Origin of the sequence: Levilactobacillus brevis, from assembly GCA_021383565.1 — a bacterium.
Taxonomy (GTDB): domain Bacteria; phylum Bacillota; class Bacilli; order Lactobacillales; family Lactobacillaceae; genus Levilactobacillus; species Levilactobacillus brevis_B.
On the sequence record CP079699.1, the window covers coordinates 496,724 to 513,722 of the forward strand.

Annotated in this window: 20 protein-coding genes; 12 read left to right on the forward strand and 8 right to left on the reverse strand. The window is 51.1% G+C overall.

All coding sequences use genetic code 11. The features are described from left to right. Nucleotides 1–121: 121 nt before the first annotated feature. Complete coding sequence (locus tag KB236_02310; protein ID UIF29611.1) at nt 122–640, reverse strand: YslB family protein; 519 nt, start codon at nt 638–640, stop codon at nt 122–124. 54 nt (nt 641–694) lie between these two features. Further along, complete coding sequence (locus tag KB236_02315) at nt 695–1,693, reverse strand: IS30 family transposase (GenBank protein ID UIF29612.1); 999 nt, start codon at nt 1,691–1,693, stop codon at nt 695–697. Between the two features lie 253 nt (nt 1,694–1,946). Between KB236_02315 and racE the strand changes: the two genes are divergently transcribed. The 4 genes from racE to KB236_02335 are packed head-to-tail and all read left to right on the forward strand — an operon-like array spanning nt 1,947 to nt 4,415. Further along, nucleotides 1,947–2,780: a glutamate racemase gene (gene racE / locus KB236_02320; GenBank protein UIF29613.1), complete on the forward strand. Its 834-nt coding sequence runs from the start codon at nt 1,947–1,949 to the stop codon at nt 2,778–2,780. Between the two features lie 3 nt (nt 2,781–2,783). Next, the gene (locus tag KB236_02325) at nt 2,784–3,383 is read left to right on the forward strand and encodes an XTP/dITP diphosphatase (protein ID UIF29614.1); all 600 of its coding nucleotides are present in this window, start codon (nt 2,784–2,786) and stop codon (nt 3,381–3,383) included. Nucleotide 3,384: 1 nt separating this feature from the next. Next, nucleotides 3,385–3,918: a metallophosphoesterase gene (locus KB236_02330; protein ID UIF29615.1), complete on the forward strand. Its 534-nt coding sequence runs from the start codon at nt 3,385–3,387 to the stop codon at nt 3,916–3,918. 8 nt (nt 3,919–3,926) lie between these two features. Beyond that, nucleotides 3,927–4,415, forward strand: coding sequence for a CBS domain-containing protein (locus KB236_02335; protein UIF29616.1), 489 nt, complete (start codon nt 3,927–3,929; stop codon nt 4,413–4,415). A 281-nt stretch (nt 4,416–4,696) separates the two neighbouring features. Here KB236_02335 and KB236_02340 read toward each other — a convergent pair whose 3' ends face one another. Next, on the reverse strand, nt 4,697–5,569 hold the full coding sequence (locus KB236_02340; protein ID UIF29617.1) for a mechanosensitive ion channel family protein: 873 nt from the start codon (nt 5,567–5,569) through the stop codon (nt 4,697–4,699). A 208-nt stretch (nt 5,570–5,777) separates the two neighbouring features. Here KB236_02340 and KB236_02345 point away from each other — a divergent pair, with 208 nt between their 5' ends. After that, complete coding sequence (locus KB236_02345; protein UIF29618.1) at nt 5,778–6,182, forward strand: DUF948 domain-containing protein; 405 nt, start codon at nt 5,778–5,780, stop codon at nt 6,180–6,182. Nucleotides 6,183–6,204: 22 nt separating this feature from the next. Further along, entirely contained in the window at nt 6,205–6,597 is a 393-nt protein-coding gene (locus KB236_02350) for a hypothetical protein (GenBank protein ID UIF29619.1), read from the forward strand. Nucleotides 6,598–6,746: 149 nt separating this feature from the next. Here KB236_02350 and KB236_02355 read toward each other — a convergent pair whose 3' ends face one another. Beyond that, the gene (locus tag KB236_02355) at nt 6,747–7,646 is read right to left on the reverse strand and encodes a LysR family transcriptional regulator (protein UIF29620.1); all 900 of its coding nucleotides are present in this window, start codon (nt 7,644–7,646) and stop codon (nt 6,747–6,749) included. A gap of 430 nt (nt 7,647–8,076) precedes the next feature. Further along, nucleotides 8,077–8,727: a histidine phosphatase family protein gene (locus tag KB236_02360; GenBank protein ID UIF29621.1), complete on the reverse strand. Its 651-nt coding sequence runs from the start codon at nt 8,725–8,727 to the stop codon at nt 8,077–8,079. A 171-nt stretch (nt 8,728–8,898) separates the two neighbouring features. Here KB236_02360 and KB236_02365 point away from each other — a divergent pair, with 171 nt between their 5' ends. The 6 genes from KB236_02365 to ptsP are packed head-to-tail and all read left to right on the forward strand — an operon-like array spanning nt 8,899 to nt 13,890. Then, nucleotides 8,899–9,669, forward strand: coding sequence for a PTS sugar transporter subunit IIC (locus tag KB236_02365; GenBank protein UIF29622.1), 771 nt, complete (start codon nt 8,899–8,901; stop codon nt 9,667–9,669). A 13-nt stretch (nt 9,670–9,682) separates the two neighbouring features. Continuing rightward, a complete protein-coding gene (locus tag KB236_02370) occupies nt 9,683–10,588 on the forward strand; it encodes a PTS system mannose/fructose/sorbose family transporter subunit IID (protein ID UIF29623.1) in 906 nt (301 codons plus the stop codon). Between the two features lie 18 nt (nt 10,589–10,606). Continuing rightward, nucleotides 10,607–11,023 (forward strand): PTS system fructose subfamily transporter subunit IIA, encoded by a 417-nt coding sequence (locus KB236_02375; GenBank protein UIF29624.1) that lies wholly within the window; start codon nt 10,607–10,609, stop codon nt 11,021–11,023. 36 nt (nt 11,024–11,059) lie between these two features. After that, nucleotides 11,060–11,542 carry a PTS sugar transporter subunit IIB gene (locus tag KB236_02380; protein ID UIF29625.1) on the forward strand — a complete coding sequence of 161 codons (483 nt, stop codon included), beginning with the start codon at nt 11,060–11,062 and terminating at the stop codon, nt 11,540–11,542. Nucleotides 11,543–11,586: 44 nt separating this feature from the next. Then, entirely contained in the window at nt 11,587–12,126 is a 540-nt protein-coding gene (locus KB236_02385) for a hypothetical protein (protein ID UIF29626.1), read from the forward strand. A gap of 33 nt (nt 12,127–12,159) precedes the next feature. Next, complete coding sequence (ptsP, locus tag KB236_02390) at nt 12,160–13,890, forward strand: phosphoenolpyruvate--protein phosphotransferase (protein UIF29627.1); 1,731 nt, start codon at nt 12,160–12,162, stop codon at nt 13,888–13,890. A gap of 131 nt (nt 13,891–14,021) precedes the next feature. Here ptsP and KB236_02395 read toward each other — a convergent pair whose 3' ends face one another. The 3 genes from KB236_02395 to KB236_02405 form a co-directional block, all read right to left on the reverse strand. Next, nucleotides 14,022–14,870: an SPFH domain-containing protein gene (locus tag KB236_02395; GenBank protein ID UIF29628.1), complete on the reverse strand. Its 849-nt coding sequence runs from the start codon at nt 14,868–14,870 to the stop codon at nt 14,022–14,024. A gap of 12 nt (nt 14,871–14,882) precedes the next feature. After that, nucleotides 14,883–15,212 (reverse strand): toxin-antitoxin system HicB family antitoxin, encoded by a 330-nt coding sequence (locus KB236_02400; protein UIF29629.1) that lies wholly within the window; start codon nt 15,210–15,212, stop codon nt 14,883–14,885. Between the two features lie 514 nt (nt 15,213–15,726). Continuing rightward, nucleotides 15,727–16,824 (reverse strand): Xaa-Pro peptidase family protein, encoded by a 1,098-nt coding sequence (locus KB236_02405; protein UIF29630.1) that lies wholly within the window; start codon nt 16,822–16,824, stop codon nt 15,727–15,729. Between the last annotated feature and the right edge of the window lie 175 nt (nt 16,825–16,999).

The following is a 16,999-nucleotide window of genomic DNA, read 5'->3' on the forward strand; positions in this document are numbered from 1 at the left end:
GGTCCTCAATTCTACCTAAAAACGACTGCTACGGAAAATCCGCGGCAGTCGTTTTGTCTAACTGAGTTATTAAATTAAGCTGTCATACGTCGGCCAACCACGCCTAGTTCGCGGTCGAGACCTATTTGGCAGAATCAGTGGGCGTTTCAGCTGGCTTGACCAGGTCAAGGGGCTGAGGAGCATCGTATTCGGGGATGATGTCGTCGGGGTCCGTATAGACAGCAAAGGTAACGGCACGATCCTTGAGCTTCCGGCTGGTATCCACCAACTCCGCTTCGGTAACGACACCGAGTTGCTGGGCCATCATTTCGGCGAGAAAGCCGGCTTCCAAGGTGAAATCGGTTGGGCCTTCGACCTTGAGCCGCAGACGCACGGGATCACCGCTAAGCTGCCACTGAGTCATCTGGGCCGTCTGCTTCTCCAGTGTCAGCGTCCCAAAGCCAACCTGGTTGAAGAAGATCGCGGCATCGGTGGGGTTACCAATGGGGAAGCGCCGGGCGAGCGACTTGCCGGCCCAATAGCCAATGTCTCCCTTGTCCTCACCGAGTAATTCTGGAATGAGGGCGTCACGAAGGATCATTTGGGGCAGATACGGGGCCCCCGCAGCATCGTTCATGACGGTCTGGTATAAGTTTTTCAAAATAGTTGGCTCCTTTATCCGAATTATAGTCTCTTTTTATTATACGACGAATTGTCAAGTCAAGCGCAACTTTATTCCAAAGAAAATTTCTGATGGACTCTTCCAGCCTAAGACCTTACGTGGTCGGTTATTTAATGTTTCAATGAACTGACAGATATCTTGGTCAGTGAGTTGATCTAAAGCAGTTCCTTTTGGGAAATACTCACGAATAAGACCATTTGTATTCTCGTTAGTTCCCCGTTGCTGTGGTGCGTGTGGATCTGGAAAATAGACCGGAATACCTAGCTCTTGACTAATTTCACGATATCTTGCGAATTCAGTCCCACGATCCGGCGTAAGCGTACGAACTCGTTTGGGCGTCACAGTATGCAATAAGTCAATCATAGCTTGTGTAACGTTCTTGGCGTTTACTTTGGAAACTCGTTGAGATAGTAAGTAACGTGATTTACGGTCCACCAACGTAACTAAAGCTGAACGTCCAGTCTTACCTCGAACGGTGTCACCTTCCCAATGGCCAAACCAGCTCCGGTTATCACACGACACTGGCCGCTCATGGACTGAAGGAACATCATTAAACCGCCCCCGTCGTTCATTGATTGTTCCTTTGACCTTGCGAGTTTTGCCACGATGGCGGAGTTTACGGGCAAAACCACGAGCGCCACGACTCTTACGTTTAATTCCCAAATTATCACGTTCAATTCCGCGATAAATGGTGTTGTAACTAATTCGCCATCCACTATTTTCGTGAAGTAAACGCCCTGAGATTTGTTCGGGAGACCATTGGTATTGAACGATGCAGCGAAGGACAAAATCTCGTAATTTCAGGTCAGTTAGGAGTCTAGGACGGCGGCTCTTCAGTCGGCGCCTTTGGTAGCTCTCTTGTGCTTTGACAGCTGAGTATGCATCACGACCGCCATTGCGTGTAACTTCACGTGATACAGTGGCTTTAGAACAGCCAATTTTCTCCGCAATAACTTGATAGCTATCGTTTAAAGTGACGCCTAACAGTATGCATTCTCGGTCTTTTAAGGTAAGATGTTTGTACGAACTCATAGCCTAAAATCTCCTTTAAATGATTGTTGTGGTGACTTCATTTTACAGGACTCAGGCTATGAGTTCCTTTTTTATCTTCTTACTTGTTGCACTTCAATTGTAAATTCGTCACCCTAAAAAATTGACGACATTGGATTCACCGGAAATTTAAGGCTTTTTTTATCAGCGGTCGGGATTTTCTGGCAAGAAACTTGAATCCGCTTCATAAAAAGGCGATAATATAGTTTCAAGTAATCGAGAGGAGCGTTGATTCATGCAAAACAGTCCAATTGGGTTAATGGATTCAGGAGTCGGCGGCTTAACGGTATTAAAAGAGGTTCAGCGGTTACTGCCTACCGAAAAGACAGTTTTTCTGGGGGATCAGGCGCGGTTGCCTTATGGACCCCGTGACGCGACGGAGGTCACGGGATTTACGCGGCAGATTGCGGCGTTCTTACGGCAACAGGCCGATATTAAAATGTTGATTATCGCCTGCAACACGGCGACGGCAGCGGCCTTAACGACCATGCAACAAGAACTAACGATTCCGGTTGTGGGCGTGATTGCCCCCGGCGCACGGTCAGCCGTGCAGGCCACGCAGAATCACCGGATTGGGGTGATTGCCACCACCGGGACGATTAAGAGCGATCAGTATCGGCAAACCATCTTGGCCAAAGACCCAAATAATCAGGTCTTTAGTCTCGCGTGTCAGAATTTTGTGGATTTAGTTGAGGCCAACGATTTGACGTCGGATCACGCACAGGCGGTTGTCCGGGCCGGGTTAGCCCCGCTGCTGGATAAGGGAATTGATACGTTGGTCATGGGGTGCACGCATTTCCCATTATTACGACCACTGATTCAGACGGTCATGGGGACCAACGTCACGTTGGTCGATCCCGGAACAGCCACGGCCAAGATGGCAACCTCGCTCTTGGATTATTGGAACCTCGCTAATCCGAGCGGTGTCCGTCATCCGCAGGGCGTCTATTATACGACGGGCGATGTTGACCGTTTTGATAAATTAGCCGATAATTGGTTAGAGGAGACACCAGTTCGAGCGCAACATCTCCCCATTGCAGCGTTGACCCAAGCCACGGAGGTTGAATAATAAATGGAAAACACAATTGTCATCGCCACGAAGAATGCCGGCAAGGCGCGCGAGTTTCGTGCAATCTTTGAGCCGAAGGGCTTGATCGTTAAGACACTCGCCGATTTTCCGAACCTGAAGCAGGTGGCGGAGACCGGCAAGACTTTTACCGAGAACGCTACACTCAAGGCCACAGCGGTCGCGCAGGAGACCCAACTCCCGGTGTTAGCGGATGATTCTGGCCTAATGGTCGATGCCCTGAACGGTGAACCGGGCATCTATTCGGCCCGGTACGCGGGAGACCATGACGACGCGAAGAATAATGCGAAGTTACTGGCAAATCTGGCAGGCGTCCCGGCGGCTAAGCGTGGGGCGGCCTTTCACACCTCACTGGTCCTGATTAAGCCCGATGGCAAGAAACTCGTGGCGACCGGTGAAGTTCGTGGCGAAATCCTGGCGGCACCACGGGGGCACGATGGCTTCGGATACGACCCGTTGTTCTACGTACCGGCCGAGGGTCAGACGTTTGCCGAGATGGGCTTGGCGACGAAGAACCAACACAGTCATAGGGCGAAAGCTACGGCAGCTATGTTACCGCAGTTTGACGCCTGGTGGGAGGCCTAACATGAGTCGATGGTTAGTCATCAGCGATAATCACGGTGACCGTGAAATTCTACAGCGATTGCGGCAACAGCTTAAGCCGGATGTCATTTTTCACTGCGGTGATTCCGAGATGGCCGCGGACGATCCGTGGTTCAACGGCGTATACGCGGTGCAAGGCAATATGGATTTTGCATCGACGTTGCCTCAGGTGCTGACGCCGTGCGTTGACGGCTGTCAGGTTCTGCTGACTCACGGCCATCACGACCGCGTGAACTGGGATTTGACCCAGCTGAAATTGCGGGCAGATGCCGCGCAGGCCGAGGCTGTCTTTTACGGGCACACGCATCAACTCACCGCAGAAGTGGTGGGCGGGCACCTGTTCGTCAATCCCGGTAGTATTAGTCAGCCGCGGGGCGAGTTCCAGCGGTTAGGCGGTACCTGCGCCGTGATTACGGTGACAGCCGATCAGTGGGGTGTCCAGTACGTGACGCGGGACGGGCAGCCCGTGCCGGAGTTAGAGTTCACATTTGCCCGCTCAGAGACGCAGAAAGGATGAACTAAGGCATGATTGATCCAGCCGTTGAGCAGATGTTACTTAAAGATCCCAAGAGTTACGTGATTTCGGCGGACGTGGTGGCCAACGTGACGGCAACCAATACTTTGGAACACGCCTTTATGGTCCTCTCGAAGGTCGGCTACAGCCGAATTCCGGTTTTAACGCCGGATGACCGGCTGCAGGGGATGATTTCGCTGGCTGCCATTTCGGAATACTTGTTGCACGTGCCCGGAGCCGCGGTGGAACAGCTGAGCCGCTATACCGTGGCGGATGCCATGCTGCCGGTGAACCGGTGGGTGAATGATCCGACCAAGTTAGAGACGATTTTAAATTACTTAGTGGACGAGCCGTTTATTCCGCTGGTGGATGACCAAAAAGTTTTCCAGGGAATCATCACGCGGCGAGAATTGTTGAAGCGGATTAATTTTCTGGCCCACAATCTCCACAAATACTATGATGTCACGGCCAAGGAGCCGGTGGCTGACCACGAACAGTGATGGTCGCAACGGTCTGGTCTTGGCCTAAAAACAGCGTCTGAATCCCTTTAAGTTGGGATTCAGACGCTGTTTTCTTATGCCAGATGATGACTTGTGTATCCGCGGAGCTGGTCGCCTGTCAGAGGTTGGCTAAACCAACGCCCGCGACTGCCAGCAATTCCGCCTGCTGTGGGGACCGGTTCCAGCCGAAGGGCGGGCTTTCACCTCGCTTGGAAGCTTTGCAAAGTACACAAATCTCCCAAGTCGTCCCACCCAATAACTCGGCAAATAGCGCGCAACCCCTATTTCGCCGTCGGCATCGTGGCGTGGGTCGGCAGTTGGATGCCCGCCTGCCGGATCGCCTTGAGGTAGGCCGTCAGGAAGGTCGCTTGCAGGGTGAATTGGTTGCCACTCTTGCAGGTCAGCCCGACTTGGAAGACCAACTCGTTGGGCGGTAGCGTCACGACCCCAGTAATCATCGGTTCGCCAATCACGCTGGGGTGTTGCGGCAACAACTTTTCGTTGACGCTTTGGATAATTTCGGGCAATTTTTCTACCGGCGTGGTCGGGGCGATGGGGATGTTAATCAGTGCGTGCATGTTGTTACGCGACCGATTAGAGACAATCGTGATGTTCCGGTTGGGGATGAAATTTAATGTCCCGTCCGCACTGGTGACCTGCGTGGTGCGCAGGCCGATCGACGTCACGGTACCCTCAATGGTGCCAATCTGAACAACATCGCCGACATCGAGTTGTTGTTCCAGCAGGATTGAGATCCCGGTGACCAGGTCACTGACGAAGCCCTGTGCACCGAGTCCTAAGGCTAAACTAAAGATTCCGGCACCGGCAATCAGGGTTCCCACTGGCACGCCCAATGTTGAGAGAATGGCATAAATCCAGAAGAATAGGATGGTGTAGTGAAAGAGGTTCATGGTGAGCATGCTAATTGTCTGTAGCCGGTTACTGGGCCCAGATTTGGGGACCAGATACCGTTTGAAACTGCGCCGTAAAATAAATTTTCCCACCACATTGATGGCAAAGAATAAGACCGTCAAGAAGAGGAGGGAGAGAAAACGACTTGTAATTAAATGACCAAACTTCTCCCAGTCGAAAGAACTGACATAGTTCTGAAACCACTTGGAAGAAGTGGCCGTGGTGGCAACTAAATCCGTCAAGAAACGCGTCTCCTTTAAGAACTAGAATGGCGGTCTACCAGTAATTGGGCGCCGTAATTCTAGTGAGTTTACTGTCTAGTTTAGCAGATTTTTCAATGGTCGCCCAGCTTTAGGCGAGAAAAGCCACCGAGATTTGGGGTTTTAATTGCACCGAACCCCTGAGAATGCTATTCTATTGGTAAGTAACTGAGTACAAGGAGGGGTTGTCATGACCGGTGGACAAGTAGCGGGCCTGATCGCAGCGATTGCGTTTTTGATTCTGGTCCTCTTCATTGGTATGTTCTTAGTCAAGATGAATAAAACGTTGGGTGAAGTGAATAAGTCGGTGAAGACGATGACGTCTGATTTAGATGTGATTAGTCATCAGGCTGAAAATATCATGGCCAACGCAAATGAGTTATTGGAGGACGTCAACCAGAAAGTCGCTACCATCGATCCAGTCTTCCAGGCTGCTGCGGATTTGGGTGAAAGCGTCTCCGATTTGAATACGGCCACCCGTAATCTGACGGATCGGGTCACCGATACGGCGAAACAGACGGCCAAGACGTCGCTAGCCGCTAAGGTTGGCAAGACGGCCTTTGATCTCTACAGAAATCACAAGAATAAGGACTAATCACGGAAAGGGAGTCATAAATATGGCAAAACACAAGTTATTAGCAGGATTATTGGTTGGTGGGGCCGCATTCGCAGCCTATCACGCCCTGGACTTGGAACAACGTGAAGCATTGAAGGATGCCGCCCGGGACCGTTACAATGCGTTCAAGGATCGTGCCGTTGATTATGCCTTCTATGCTGCGGACGCCGCCGATGATTTCAAGGAAGCGCTGAACGATAAGTTAGAAGCCAAGAGTGACGCGCCGGCTTGGAAGACGGTGCCCGATGACGTCAACGATGAACCGGCCGATGATATCGTCCTCAGCAGTGACCAAGTGGCCGATTTACCCGATGAGAAGTCCGCAGATGACAGTGATGCCGCTGAAGACAGCTCGGATAGTGATGACACCACCAGTGATAGTGAAACTAAATAGTTTAGACAACGACGATGCTGATGGCGTGGTCGTTTTTTTTACCAAAATAGCGGCGCACCCGGTATCTAAGAGTGCGCCGCTAGTCGTATTTGTAATGTTCAGGCAGAAAACTAGGTTCTCACGGGGACTTGTGGTAAGGTGGGCCCATCTTAGAGGAAGTCGTCGTCTTGTTGCTGAAGTTTAAAGAGCTCCGACTGTAACTTGACCGCCAGCTTCTTAGCTTCCGGGGCGTTGATGCGTTGCGGTCGGTTGACCGCAACCAAGGGTAACACGGGTGGTTTTTCCAACAAATGAAGCACGCGCAACGGCTGACCGTGTTTGAGAAAGAAGCGGGCCATGGATTCGGGAATCAACGCCCAGTTGCGGTCGTTGACTAAGTATTGCGGCACGGGAAGGCTGGCGTCCAACCGCACGAAAGGGGGAATCTTGTCCTCCCAGCACAGCATGTGCCACTTCCGATAGCTATCGTTGTAGGGAATCATGATCTCATCGTAGCGTGATAGCATGGTCGTGCCGACAAAGTCCGGGTAGGCGCTGGTCGGTTTGGTCACCAGGACGAGGCGCTCCTGACCAATCTTACGGGTCTCAATCTTATGACGGGTGGACTCGACGAAGGAAAAGCCGATGTCGGCCAGATCGTTATCAATCAGGTCGTAAATATTCAAGTCGTCAGTGGTTTGAATGTTAAATCGTAACAGCGAGTCATCGATCAACGTGGTGGGTGCAATCTCGGAAAGAATAGCCGTATTAATATCCAGGGAAGTAGCCACGTTCAAGACGTGGTAGTCGCCCATCTCCTTGAGGCTATCGACTTGGTCATTAAGCTGAATCCATTGTCGGGCAATTGGTACAAGGCGTTCACCATAGCGCGTCAAAGAGATCGTATTATTCCCCTTGACCCGGTTGATGAGCTTAACACCCAGCAAGCTTTCCATCCGATGTAACCGGTTACTTACGGCGGCTTGCGTAATATAGAGAGAATCTGCAGCCTGAGAGATCTGCCGGTACTCTACAATTTTTAAAAAGGTCTGCAAAAGCTCTGAGTTCATGTGTCTATCTCCATTTTTTTACTGGGAATCTGAACGTTACAGGTTCAACAATATTGCCTTGTTTCCAACTGGTGAGGGTTAAAGCTATGAATTGGTACTGCAACGGTCAGAAATTCTGGTGCTATTGCGACTGTGGTCATTGGTTCTGACCTATCTCCGGAAAACACTGAGTATGTTGCTACATCGTTGAAATAGCAACGTTCATTCAAGGTAGTTGGTGACATCTGTCGTAGCCGTGAGTGAGTCAAATTTGGTCTCAGCCGTGGGATTTTTCAAGTGATTTGCTTGAAAAATGGCGACTTTGAGACGTGGGTTACCGGCTCAAAGCGAGGGAAAAGACAGCTCTTTGGCTTTTCCCGTCCTGCCCACCGCGTTCCAGATCAAATTTGGCGAACGGTAAGGCGACAAGTGATGCCACAGATACAACTTATTACCCGATAGTCTGATTATAGCGAACCAAGTTAATGGTGTCATTGGTTTCCTTGACGATGGAAATGCTCCCATTGCCCGGGAAGTTGCCGACGATGTCGATACCCTGGGAATCCGCCAGCGTCCGAATGAAAGTGCCGTGCGTGATCAGAAGGACGGTCGCCTGGTCGGGGCAGACGTCGTGGAGGACCTCGAAGCCGTGATGCCAGCGGGCAATTACTTGGTCATACGTCTCGGCCATCTTGGCGGGATCGGCGTCGTGCATCATTTGCCGAGTCTTGGGAAAGCCGAAGTGGCTGATGAGGTCTTCTTGGCCGCCGTAACCGCTGGCCTGGGCGACTTCACGCCAGGTAGCCGGGGCATTTAAACCTTCATAATAACCGAAGAAGACTTCGCGGAAGGTTTTGTTCGGCGTAATAATCTGTGGTTGCGTGGCCAACTGCGACAAGATGAGGTCGCGCGTCTGGATGGCGCGGTCGAGATCGGACGAACAGACGTAGTCGAAAGGAATGTCACGTAGGTGTTGGCCCGTGGTCAGGGCTTGTTGCCGGCCCTTGGCAGTTAACTCGGAATCCACCCAGCCCTGCATCCGATCGAAAGAGTTCAGTAAGGTTTCGCCATGGCGAACAACGTAAATCGTGATTTCGGTCATGCTATTTTACCCCCAATATGGTTTGGCTCCATTGTATTCGAAAAAAAGCACATATTCAAGGTTGTAATGAAACCGATTTCATTTATAATGGAGACAGATGTTTTTACCGGATCGGTAAGAATGATTATCTCTTGTAGCCATTATATCTTTTATTTTAGGGAGGCATTTATAATGCATGTGACGTTATCTATCTGGCAGGCGTTGCTCATTGCACTTTGGGTCGCTTTGGTAGAATCACGAATCTTAGGTTTCTCAACCCTGACGATGCGGTTTAGTCCGTTGATGACGGGGATGATGGTTGGTTTTATCATGGGTGATATTAAACAAGCAATGATTGTAACCGCTGCCATCCAATTAGTTTACATGGGATTCGTTGCACCAGGCGGGGCCTTACCCGCCGAACCATGTATCGCGACGGCGATTGCGGTGCCCGTTGCGTTGCTTGGCCATATGAGTCCTCAAGGGGCCATTGCCATTGCGGTGCCCGTGGGATTACTCGGAAGCTACCTCTATCAATTCAGATTCTTCCTCAACACCTTCGCGTTGAAGCCAATGGATAAATACGCGCGAGAAGGGAACGCACGGGGATTAGGATTCGCCATTATGGGGATTCCAACCTTGATTTCCTTTGCGTTGTTTATTCCACTGATGTTTATCGCTCTGTACTTTGGAGCACCAGTTATTTCTGGATTAGTCGCCAACATCGAACACGGGACGTTAATTCACGTGCTGAACAGTGTCGGTGGTGGTTTGGCCGCCTTAGGGATCGCCGTGATCATGCAAGTTATTGGGAAGAAACAACTCTTACCATTCTTCTTCCTGGCTTACTTCATGAGTGTGGCTTTTGCCAAGCTGGACATCAGCATGACGATCTACGCCATCTTTGGGGCCATCTTCGCCATCCTTTACGTGACGTTTACGTCTAAAAAATCAACCAATTAAGGAGGTCAAATCAATGAGTGAAGAAGTAGCTGCAACAAACGCCGACGTCCAAGCACCGGAGGACGCCCAGACCGAAGATCATCGGATTCCCCAACCCGATAAGATTACCAATAAAGACTTAATGAAATCTTGGTTCGGTTGGTGGTGGGCCAACGAAGTCCCTCATACCTTTGACCGGATGCTGGCCCCAGCCTTTTGTTTCGGGCTGATTCCAACCCTGAAAAAGTTATACAAAGACAAAGCCGAGCTGGCGAAAGCCTTTCAACGGCACCTGTTATTCTTCAACACCCAAGCCACTTGGGGTGGGGGCACCTTAACGGGGGTAACCATCTCTTTGGAAGAAGCACGGGCCAAGGCCTTAGCTAACGGTGAGGAACCAATCTCAGAAGACATGATCAACAACACCAAGGTTGGGCTGATGGGCCCGCTGGCTGGTATTGGGGATTCCATTGACTCCGGGACCGTACAATACATCTTCATCGCCATCTTCCTGCCGTTCGCGCAGAAGGGGAACTTCATGGGGGCTTTGCTACCATTCCTCTGCTTCGCCATTGCCACCTTTACTTATGGTTATTACTTCACGAAGATGGGGTATTCCTTGGGACGGGCAGCCGCCAAGGAAATCATGACCGGTGGCCGGATGGCCGGAATTATCGACGGCTTAGGGGTCCTCGGGCTTTATATGATGGGGATCTTGGCCGGACAGTACATTAAGATTCAGAGTTACCTGAAGTTTACGATTAGTAAAAAGACCTTCGATGTTCAAGATATCTTGAACACGATCTTGCCGGGAATTCTGCCACTGTTCGCCGTTTTGATGCTGTACTGGTACTTCCAGAAACAAGGCCTCAAGATTACGCGTGGTCTGGTTTACTTAACCATTGCGCTGGTCGTATTGAGTATCTTCTACATCATCTAAAAGGAGGAAGTCAGGATTATGAAACGTGCATTCTTAGTGATTACCCACGGTGACATGGGGGTTGAAACGGTTAAAAGTATGGAATTGTTGATGGGACCCCAGGAAAATGTGAAGGCGTTAGGCCTCCATCCCGGTGAATCGGTTGATGATTTGCGGACAAAAGTTTATGATATTTTACAAGCCAACGAAGCCGATTACGATGAAACTGTCTTACTAGTCGACTTACTAGGTGGGAGTCCATCTAACGTGTCCCTGTCAACCTTGGCCAAGTATCACGACATGAAGATCGTGACGGGGCTGAGCTTGCCTTTACTCGTCAACATTCTGAATTTCTCTGATGCAGAAGAAGATACAGACAAATTGATTAAAGATTCCATCGGGGTTGCAACCGAGGGCATGAAGTTAATCGACAAGAATTTCTTACACCAATCATAGATAGTCAAGCGCATTTAAAATTGGAGGATAAATATTATGGGACAAATTAATTTAGCACGGGTCGACGATCGTTTAATTCACGGCCAAGTCATGACCAAGTGGACCAAAGGTTTCGGTACCAACTCAGTTTACGTGGTGGATAACGCCACGGCTGCCGATGACTTTATGAAGGACATCTACGTCAGCACCAACTCTACCGGTGGTCTGAGCATCAAGGTGTACAGCGCCACGGAAGTTGCGGAAGAATGGAAGAAGAACCAATTCGGCGACGACAAAGTTGTGATCGTTTTCAAGTATATCAAGGAAGTTAAAGAAGCCTTGGATGCCGGCTTGGAACTGAAAGAACTCAACGTTGGTGGGGTCTCCAAGAAGGCCAACACCAAGTTCGTTATCCCAACGGTTGCTATTGGGGATGCCGAAAAGGAATTGTTGAAGGAATTCCACGACCAAGGGTTGGAAATTTACTTCCAGACGGTGCCAGACTCCAAGCGAGTAGAATACGACTCAGCAATCAAGTAACGCTTGGTGGCGAGTTAGTTCACAAATGATTTGAGGAATTGATAATGAAAGATGCATACGAAGTTTATCCCAGTCGGTTACGAATCTATATGACCACGATTGTCTTTGTCCTGTTTGGTCTCGCCATCTGTGGGGTCGCCTTCACGGGCACCTGGCTCATCATGAAGATTGTGGCGGTGGCCTTTGGCTTGCTCTTCTTCTACGCGGCCTTTGAGACGGCGAAGAAGGGGCTGGGCAAACGACCGGACTACGTTTTCGACGACCGAGGGATTACGGACAACACGCAGAATCCAACCGTGGTGGTCCCGTGGGCGGACATCTTAAAGATTGAGATGACCCCAAATAACGCGGTCATGCAGATTGGAATTCTGGCCCGTAAGACGGTCGTCAGCCAAGATGAGAAGAGCGTGGCCTTAGCTCGCAACCTCGTCAGTAATGGCAATATGGCCTTCTATTCAATCATGATCGACGGTTTTAAGTTTCGGCAGAAGCAATTTCTCAATATCTTTGAAGAACTTCAACGCCAAGGAGTGAAGCACAATCCCAGCATTCTAGTAAACAAGGTGCTGGAGAAGAAGCGCTGATGACGGACTGAATTACTCGAGGAGAAATGACGTATGTCGACGAAAATTACAGGAATTGCGGCGAGCGATGGGATTGGCATCGCGAAAGCCTACACGTTAGTTGACCCAGATTTAAGTTTCGAAAAAAAGACGGTGACGGACCCGCAAGCCGAGATTGATCGGTTGGCGGCGGCCCGCCAAGTTACCGTTTCAGAATTAGAAGAAATCAAGGCCAAGGCCCTCGAAAACCTTGGACCCAAGGAAGCCGAGGTCTTCGATGCCCATCTGGCCATGGTAAACGATCCCGAATTCATTCAGAAGGCTGAAGACGAGATTAAGCAGCAGGCCTGCAACGCCGAAGCTGCCCAGCAAGATGTTGCCAATAACTTTGCGGCGACGCTTGAGGGAATGGCCGATAATGCCTACATGCAGGAGCGGGCGGCGGACGTCCGGGACGTGACGAAGCGGGTGCTCAGCCACTTGTTGAACCGTCCGTTACCTGATCTGGCACTGGTCGATTCGCCCATCGTCGTGGTCTCTCACGACCTGACGCCGTCGGACACGGCTCAGCTGGATCGCCGGTATGTGAAGGGAATCTTGGTTGACTTGGGTGGCCGAACCAGCCACTCGGCAATCATGTCTCGGACGTTGGAGATTCCCGCGGTAGTTGGGACGGAGAAAGCCACGGCCACGATTCAGGAAGGCCAAACGGTCATCTTGGATGGGCTACACGGCGTGGCTCTGGTTGATCCCAGTGAGGCCGAACTCGCGGATTACCGCAAGCAAGCGGCCGACTTTGCCGAACAAAAGGCGTTGTGGGAAAAATTAAAGGACCAACCAACTGTTTCCAAGGATGGTCAGTCCTTCATGCTGGCCGCCAACATTGGGACGCCGGCCGATTTGCCGGCTGTCCTGAAGTCGGGAGCCGAAGGAATTGGGTTGTTCCGCTCCGAGTTCCTCTACATGGATAGCGATCAGTTGCCATCCGAAGAGACCCAGTTTGAGGCTTACAAGGCGGCTGTTTCTCAAATGAACGGCAAGCCCGTGGTCATTCGGACGATGGATATCGGGGGCGATAAGGATCTGCCGTACATGCAGTTGCCAAAGGAAATGAACCCGTTCTTGGGTTACCGGGCAATCCGGATTTCGCTGAAGCGCCAGGACATTTTTCGGACGCAACTCCGGGCGTTGATTCGGGCCTCGGCGTTTGGCGACTTGGGGATTATGTTCCCGATGATTGCCACGCTGGAGGAATTACGACAGGCCAAGACAATCTTCAATGAAGAGAAGACCAAGCTGGTGGAAGCCGGTGTTCAGGTGGGCGAGAAGATTAAGCTGGGGATGATGATTGAAATTCCTAACGCGGCCATCTTCGCCGATCACTTTGCCAAGGAAGTTGATTTCTTTAGCATCGGCACCAACGACCTGATTCAATACACGTTCGCGGCCGACCGGGGAAATGAGCGTGTCTCCTACCTCTATCAACCTTATCATCCAAGTCTCTTAGGCCTGATTAACCACGTGATTAAGGTGGCGCACCGTCACAACACGAGTGTTGCCATGTGTGGTGAAATGGCGGGGGACCAGACGGCGGTACCGTTATTGATGGGGATGGGTCTCGACGAATTCTCGATGAGTGCCACCTCTGTTCTGAAGACTCGGAATCTGATGAAGCACCTCGATGCCTCTACACTGACCGATTTGGCCGAAGCCGCCATTAACGACTGTGAGACCAGCGATCAAGTGAAGGCGTTGGTGGAGAAGTTGAAGACGGAACAAGTTTAATGTAAAAATTAGGGAAAGTCCGGGACCCGTGTTGTCCTGGATTTTTCGCGAGCAAGACAAAATAGGCATCCCCGACGCAGCGAAACCGTGCGTCGGGGATACCTATTTTAATTGCTGTTCAAATTAATTTGTTAATTCTTCGCCTTCGGTAGCGGTGTCTCCGGTGTCTTCAATCCAGACCGCAAAGCCGCGCCAATTGCGGGAATCTGACCTAAATCGGCGATGCCGTCCTTGGGGACCACGACCACGTTGGCCGGGGATTTGGCGAGGTCACTGAAAGCCGAAATCGACTGGTTTTCGAAGAATTCGGGCGTGGCCTTCTCCAGACTGGAGTTAACCGTGTCGATCCGGTATTTTTCGGCATCGGCGCGGGTCTTGGTCGCCGTGGCCTGGGCGGTGGCCGTAGCCATCAACGCGTCGTTCTTGGCCTTAGTGGTGAGCTCAATCGACTTGGCTTCCCCCTCGGCCTTGGCAATGGCGGCGACCCGTTCCCGGTCGGCGGTCAGTTGCTTGTCCATGGCGGATTGGATCGCCGCTGATGGGGTGAGCTCGTCGATGTTGGTCCGGTCCACGTTGATGCCGTAAGTGTCGGTCAGGTCGCCGATGGCGGAGGCCAACTCCTGATTAATCTTGGCGGTAGACCCGAGCGCTTGGTTGAGGTCCATGCGGCCAATGATATCACGCAGGTGACCCCGTACCAGCTGGGCCATGGATTCGACGGAGTCGGTGTTCTCGTACTGGAACTTCACGGAGTTGGTGACGTGATAATTCAACGTTAGGCTGGCCGAGACGTCGGCATTATCCTTGGTAATGACCGAGTAGTTCGGTAGGGCGAGTGGCGTCATCGCCAACTCCACCGTGCGAATTTTCTGGATACCGGGCAGGTAAAAGTGAATGCCCGGCGCCACACTACGCTTATATTTCCCCAGCGTTTCCACTAGACCCTCGTTATTTTGACGCACAATTCTTATGCCAAACATGATGACTCCTCCTCAGATTTTCTTAAACGTCAAAATGTTCCCGTTACTTTCGATGATAGTATACTCTGCGTCGGCAACCGGGGCTTCCCGCGGCTCCAAAAGATACCGATAGTAAATGCCGGCGACTAACGCGAGCCCCGTCTTGACATTCAAGGCGTTACCGGGAACGGTACGCCCCACCAACTGGCGCGTTTCCCAATTCCCCGGTGTCGCGGTTTTCGATAAAATATTGACAATGTACGCGTTGATGCTTCGCCCATCGGCCGTGGCCGCCTGCGAAAGCTTCTCAAAGAGGCTTTCGTCCATGCGTAGCAAGAAACGTTTTTGTTTTTCCTTCGCCATAATGTGGCCTCCTCGCACTCCTCCCCCGAGATGATAGCTCAATAATATCATGATGATATCACTTTAGCAATTTAAATGGGTGTGGAATGGACTAGAAGTAGTGATATGCTAAAATTAGAGGGGATTCAGCAACCGCAACAGTTCTAGCCGTGCCGTTTCTGAACGTGGTGAAGCAAACAAACAGAGCCGCCAATTTCCAATAATTAGGAAATTGGCGGCTCTGTGTGCTATTCGGTTAAGACTAGCCGTTGGTTCTGACCAACTCATCGACCGCATGTACGGTAGACGTGAGCATATGACGAGCAGATGCTCAAAAGCCGGAGGAGGCCAGTAATGGAGCCAGCTGTGACAACCCAGTTAGTCGGCGTTATTTGCCGGGTTACTGGGTGGGACGACTTGGGAGACTTGCGGGTCGTACAAGGCTTTCGAGCGAGGCGGAAGCCCGTTCTTTGGCTGAAGCCGGTCCCCATAGCAGGCGGAATTGCTGGCAGCCGCAGGCGATAAGCACAATGTCTTAACCCACGTAAGTTAATTCCTTAGGTGTGTGAGTGAATGGCAGGCTGCCATCGGCCGTGACGTGGACACAGTCTTCGATCCGGACGCCAGCAACTCCCGGAATGTAAATACCGGGTTCGATGGAGAAGCACATGCCAGGTTCTAAGACCAGGTCATTACCTTCCATAATAGACGGGAATTCATGATCACTCATGCCCATCCCGTGGCCGAGACGGTGAATGAAGTATTCGCCATAGCCGGCCTTGGTGATGATGTCGCGCGCAATCTTGTCGAGCTCAGCGGCGGTTAAGCCGGGTTTCACAGCGGCTTGCGCGGTCAGTTGCGCTTCCAGACAAACGTCGTAGATTTCCTTCTGCTTAGCCGTTGGCGTACCTAAGGCAACCGTCCGGGAAGCGTCGGAAATGTAGCCATCATAAACCGTTCCGAGGTCAAATAAGACCAGTTCATTGTTGGCAAACTTGGTATCGTTCGTGGCGCCGTGGGGTTCTGCGGCGTGAGCGCCGGCTTGAACCAGACTGCCGAAGGACATTTCCATAATGCCTTCCTTCATCAGAGCGTACTGTAATTCGGCCACGGCAGATTGTTCCGTCTTGCCGGCCTTGACCGCGGCAAAACCGTGTTCAAAGGCGAAGTCGTCCCATTTGCCGGCGATTTCGAGTTTCTTGATTTCTTCTTCAGACTTGATTAACCGCATGTGTTCGATAAAACTGGTAATATCCAAGTCGAAGCGGGGACTGGTGAATTGTGCGGCCAGAGCTTCCATCCGGGCGACTTGAAGCTGGCCCTTTTCCAAAGCGATGTGTTCCGGGTTCACGTGGCGTTGCTTCACTTGGTCGGCAATCATGGCCCATGGGTTCTCATGGTCCAGGTAACCGATAACGGGGAACTTCCAGCCAGTTGACTTGATGACTTCGACTTCCAAGGCCGGTGCAAAGATGAATGGGTCTTGGTCCGGGAAGACAACGAGGGCAAGGACCCGTTCGATCGGGTCACTTCCAAAACCAGTGAGGTATTGAATGGTCTTGGGATTGCTTAAGTAGGTCATGCTGGCGTGATGTTCCGCCGTCCATTGCTGAATTTGTTCGAGTTTCGTCATGAAATCACCCCTTCAATTAATGTCATAAGTATACCATCAATTGCGCTATTTATTCGGGAATATGGGGGTTCTGCCTTGAAAATTCTGTGAAAATAAGGTATTCTTTGATGTGAAAGCGTTTTCACTCTTGCACCCATGAAAACATTTCTGTATACTGGTCAAGTTGCTTGAAAAC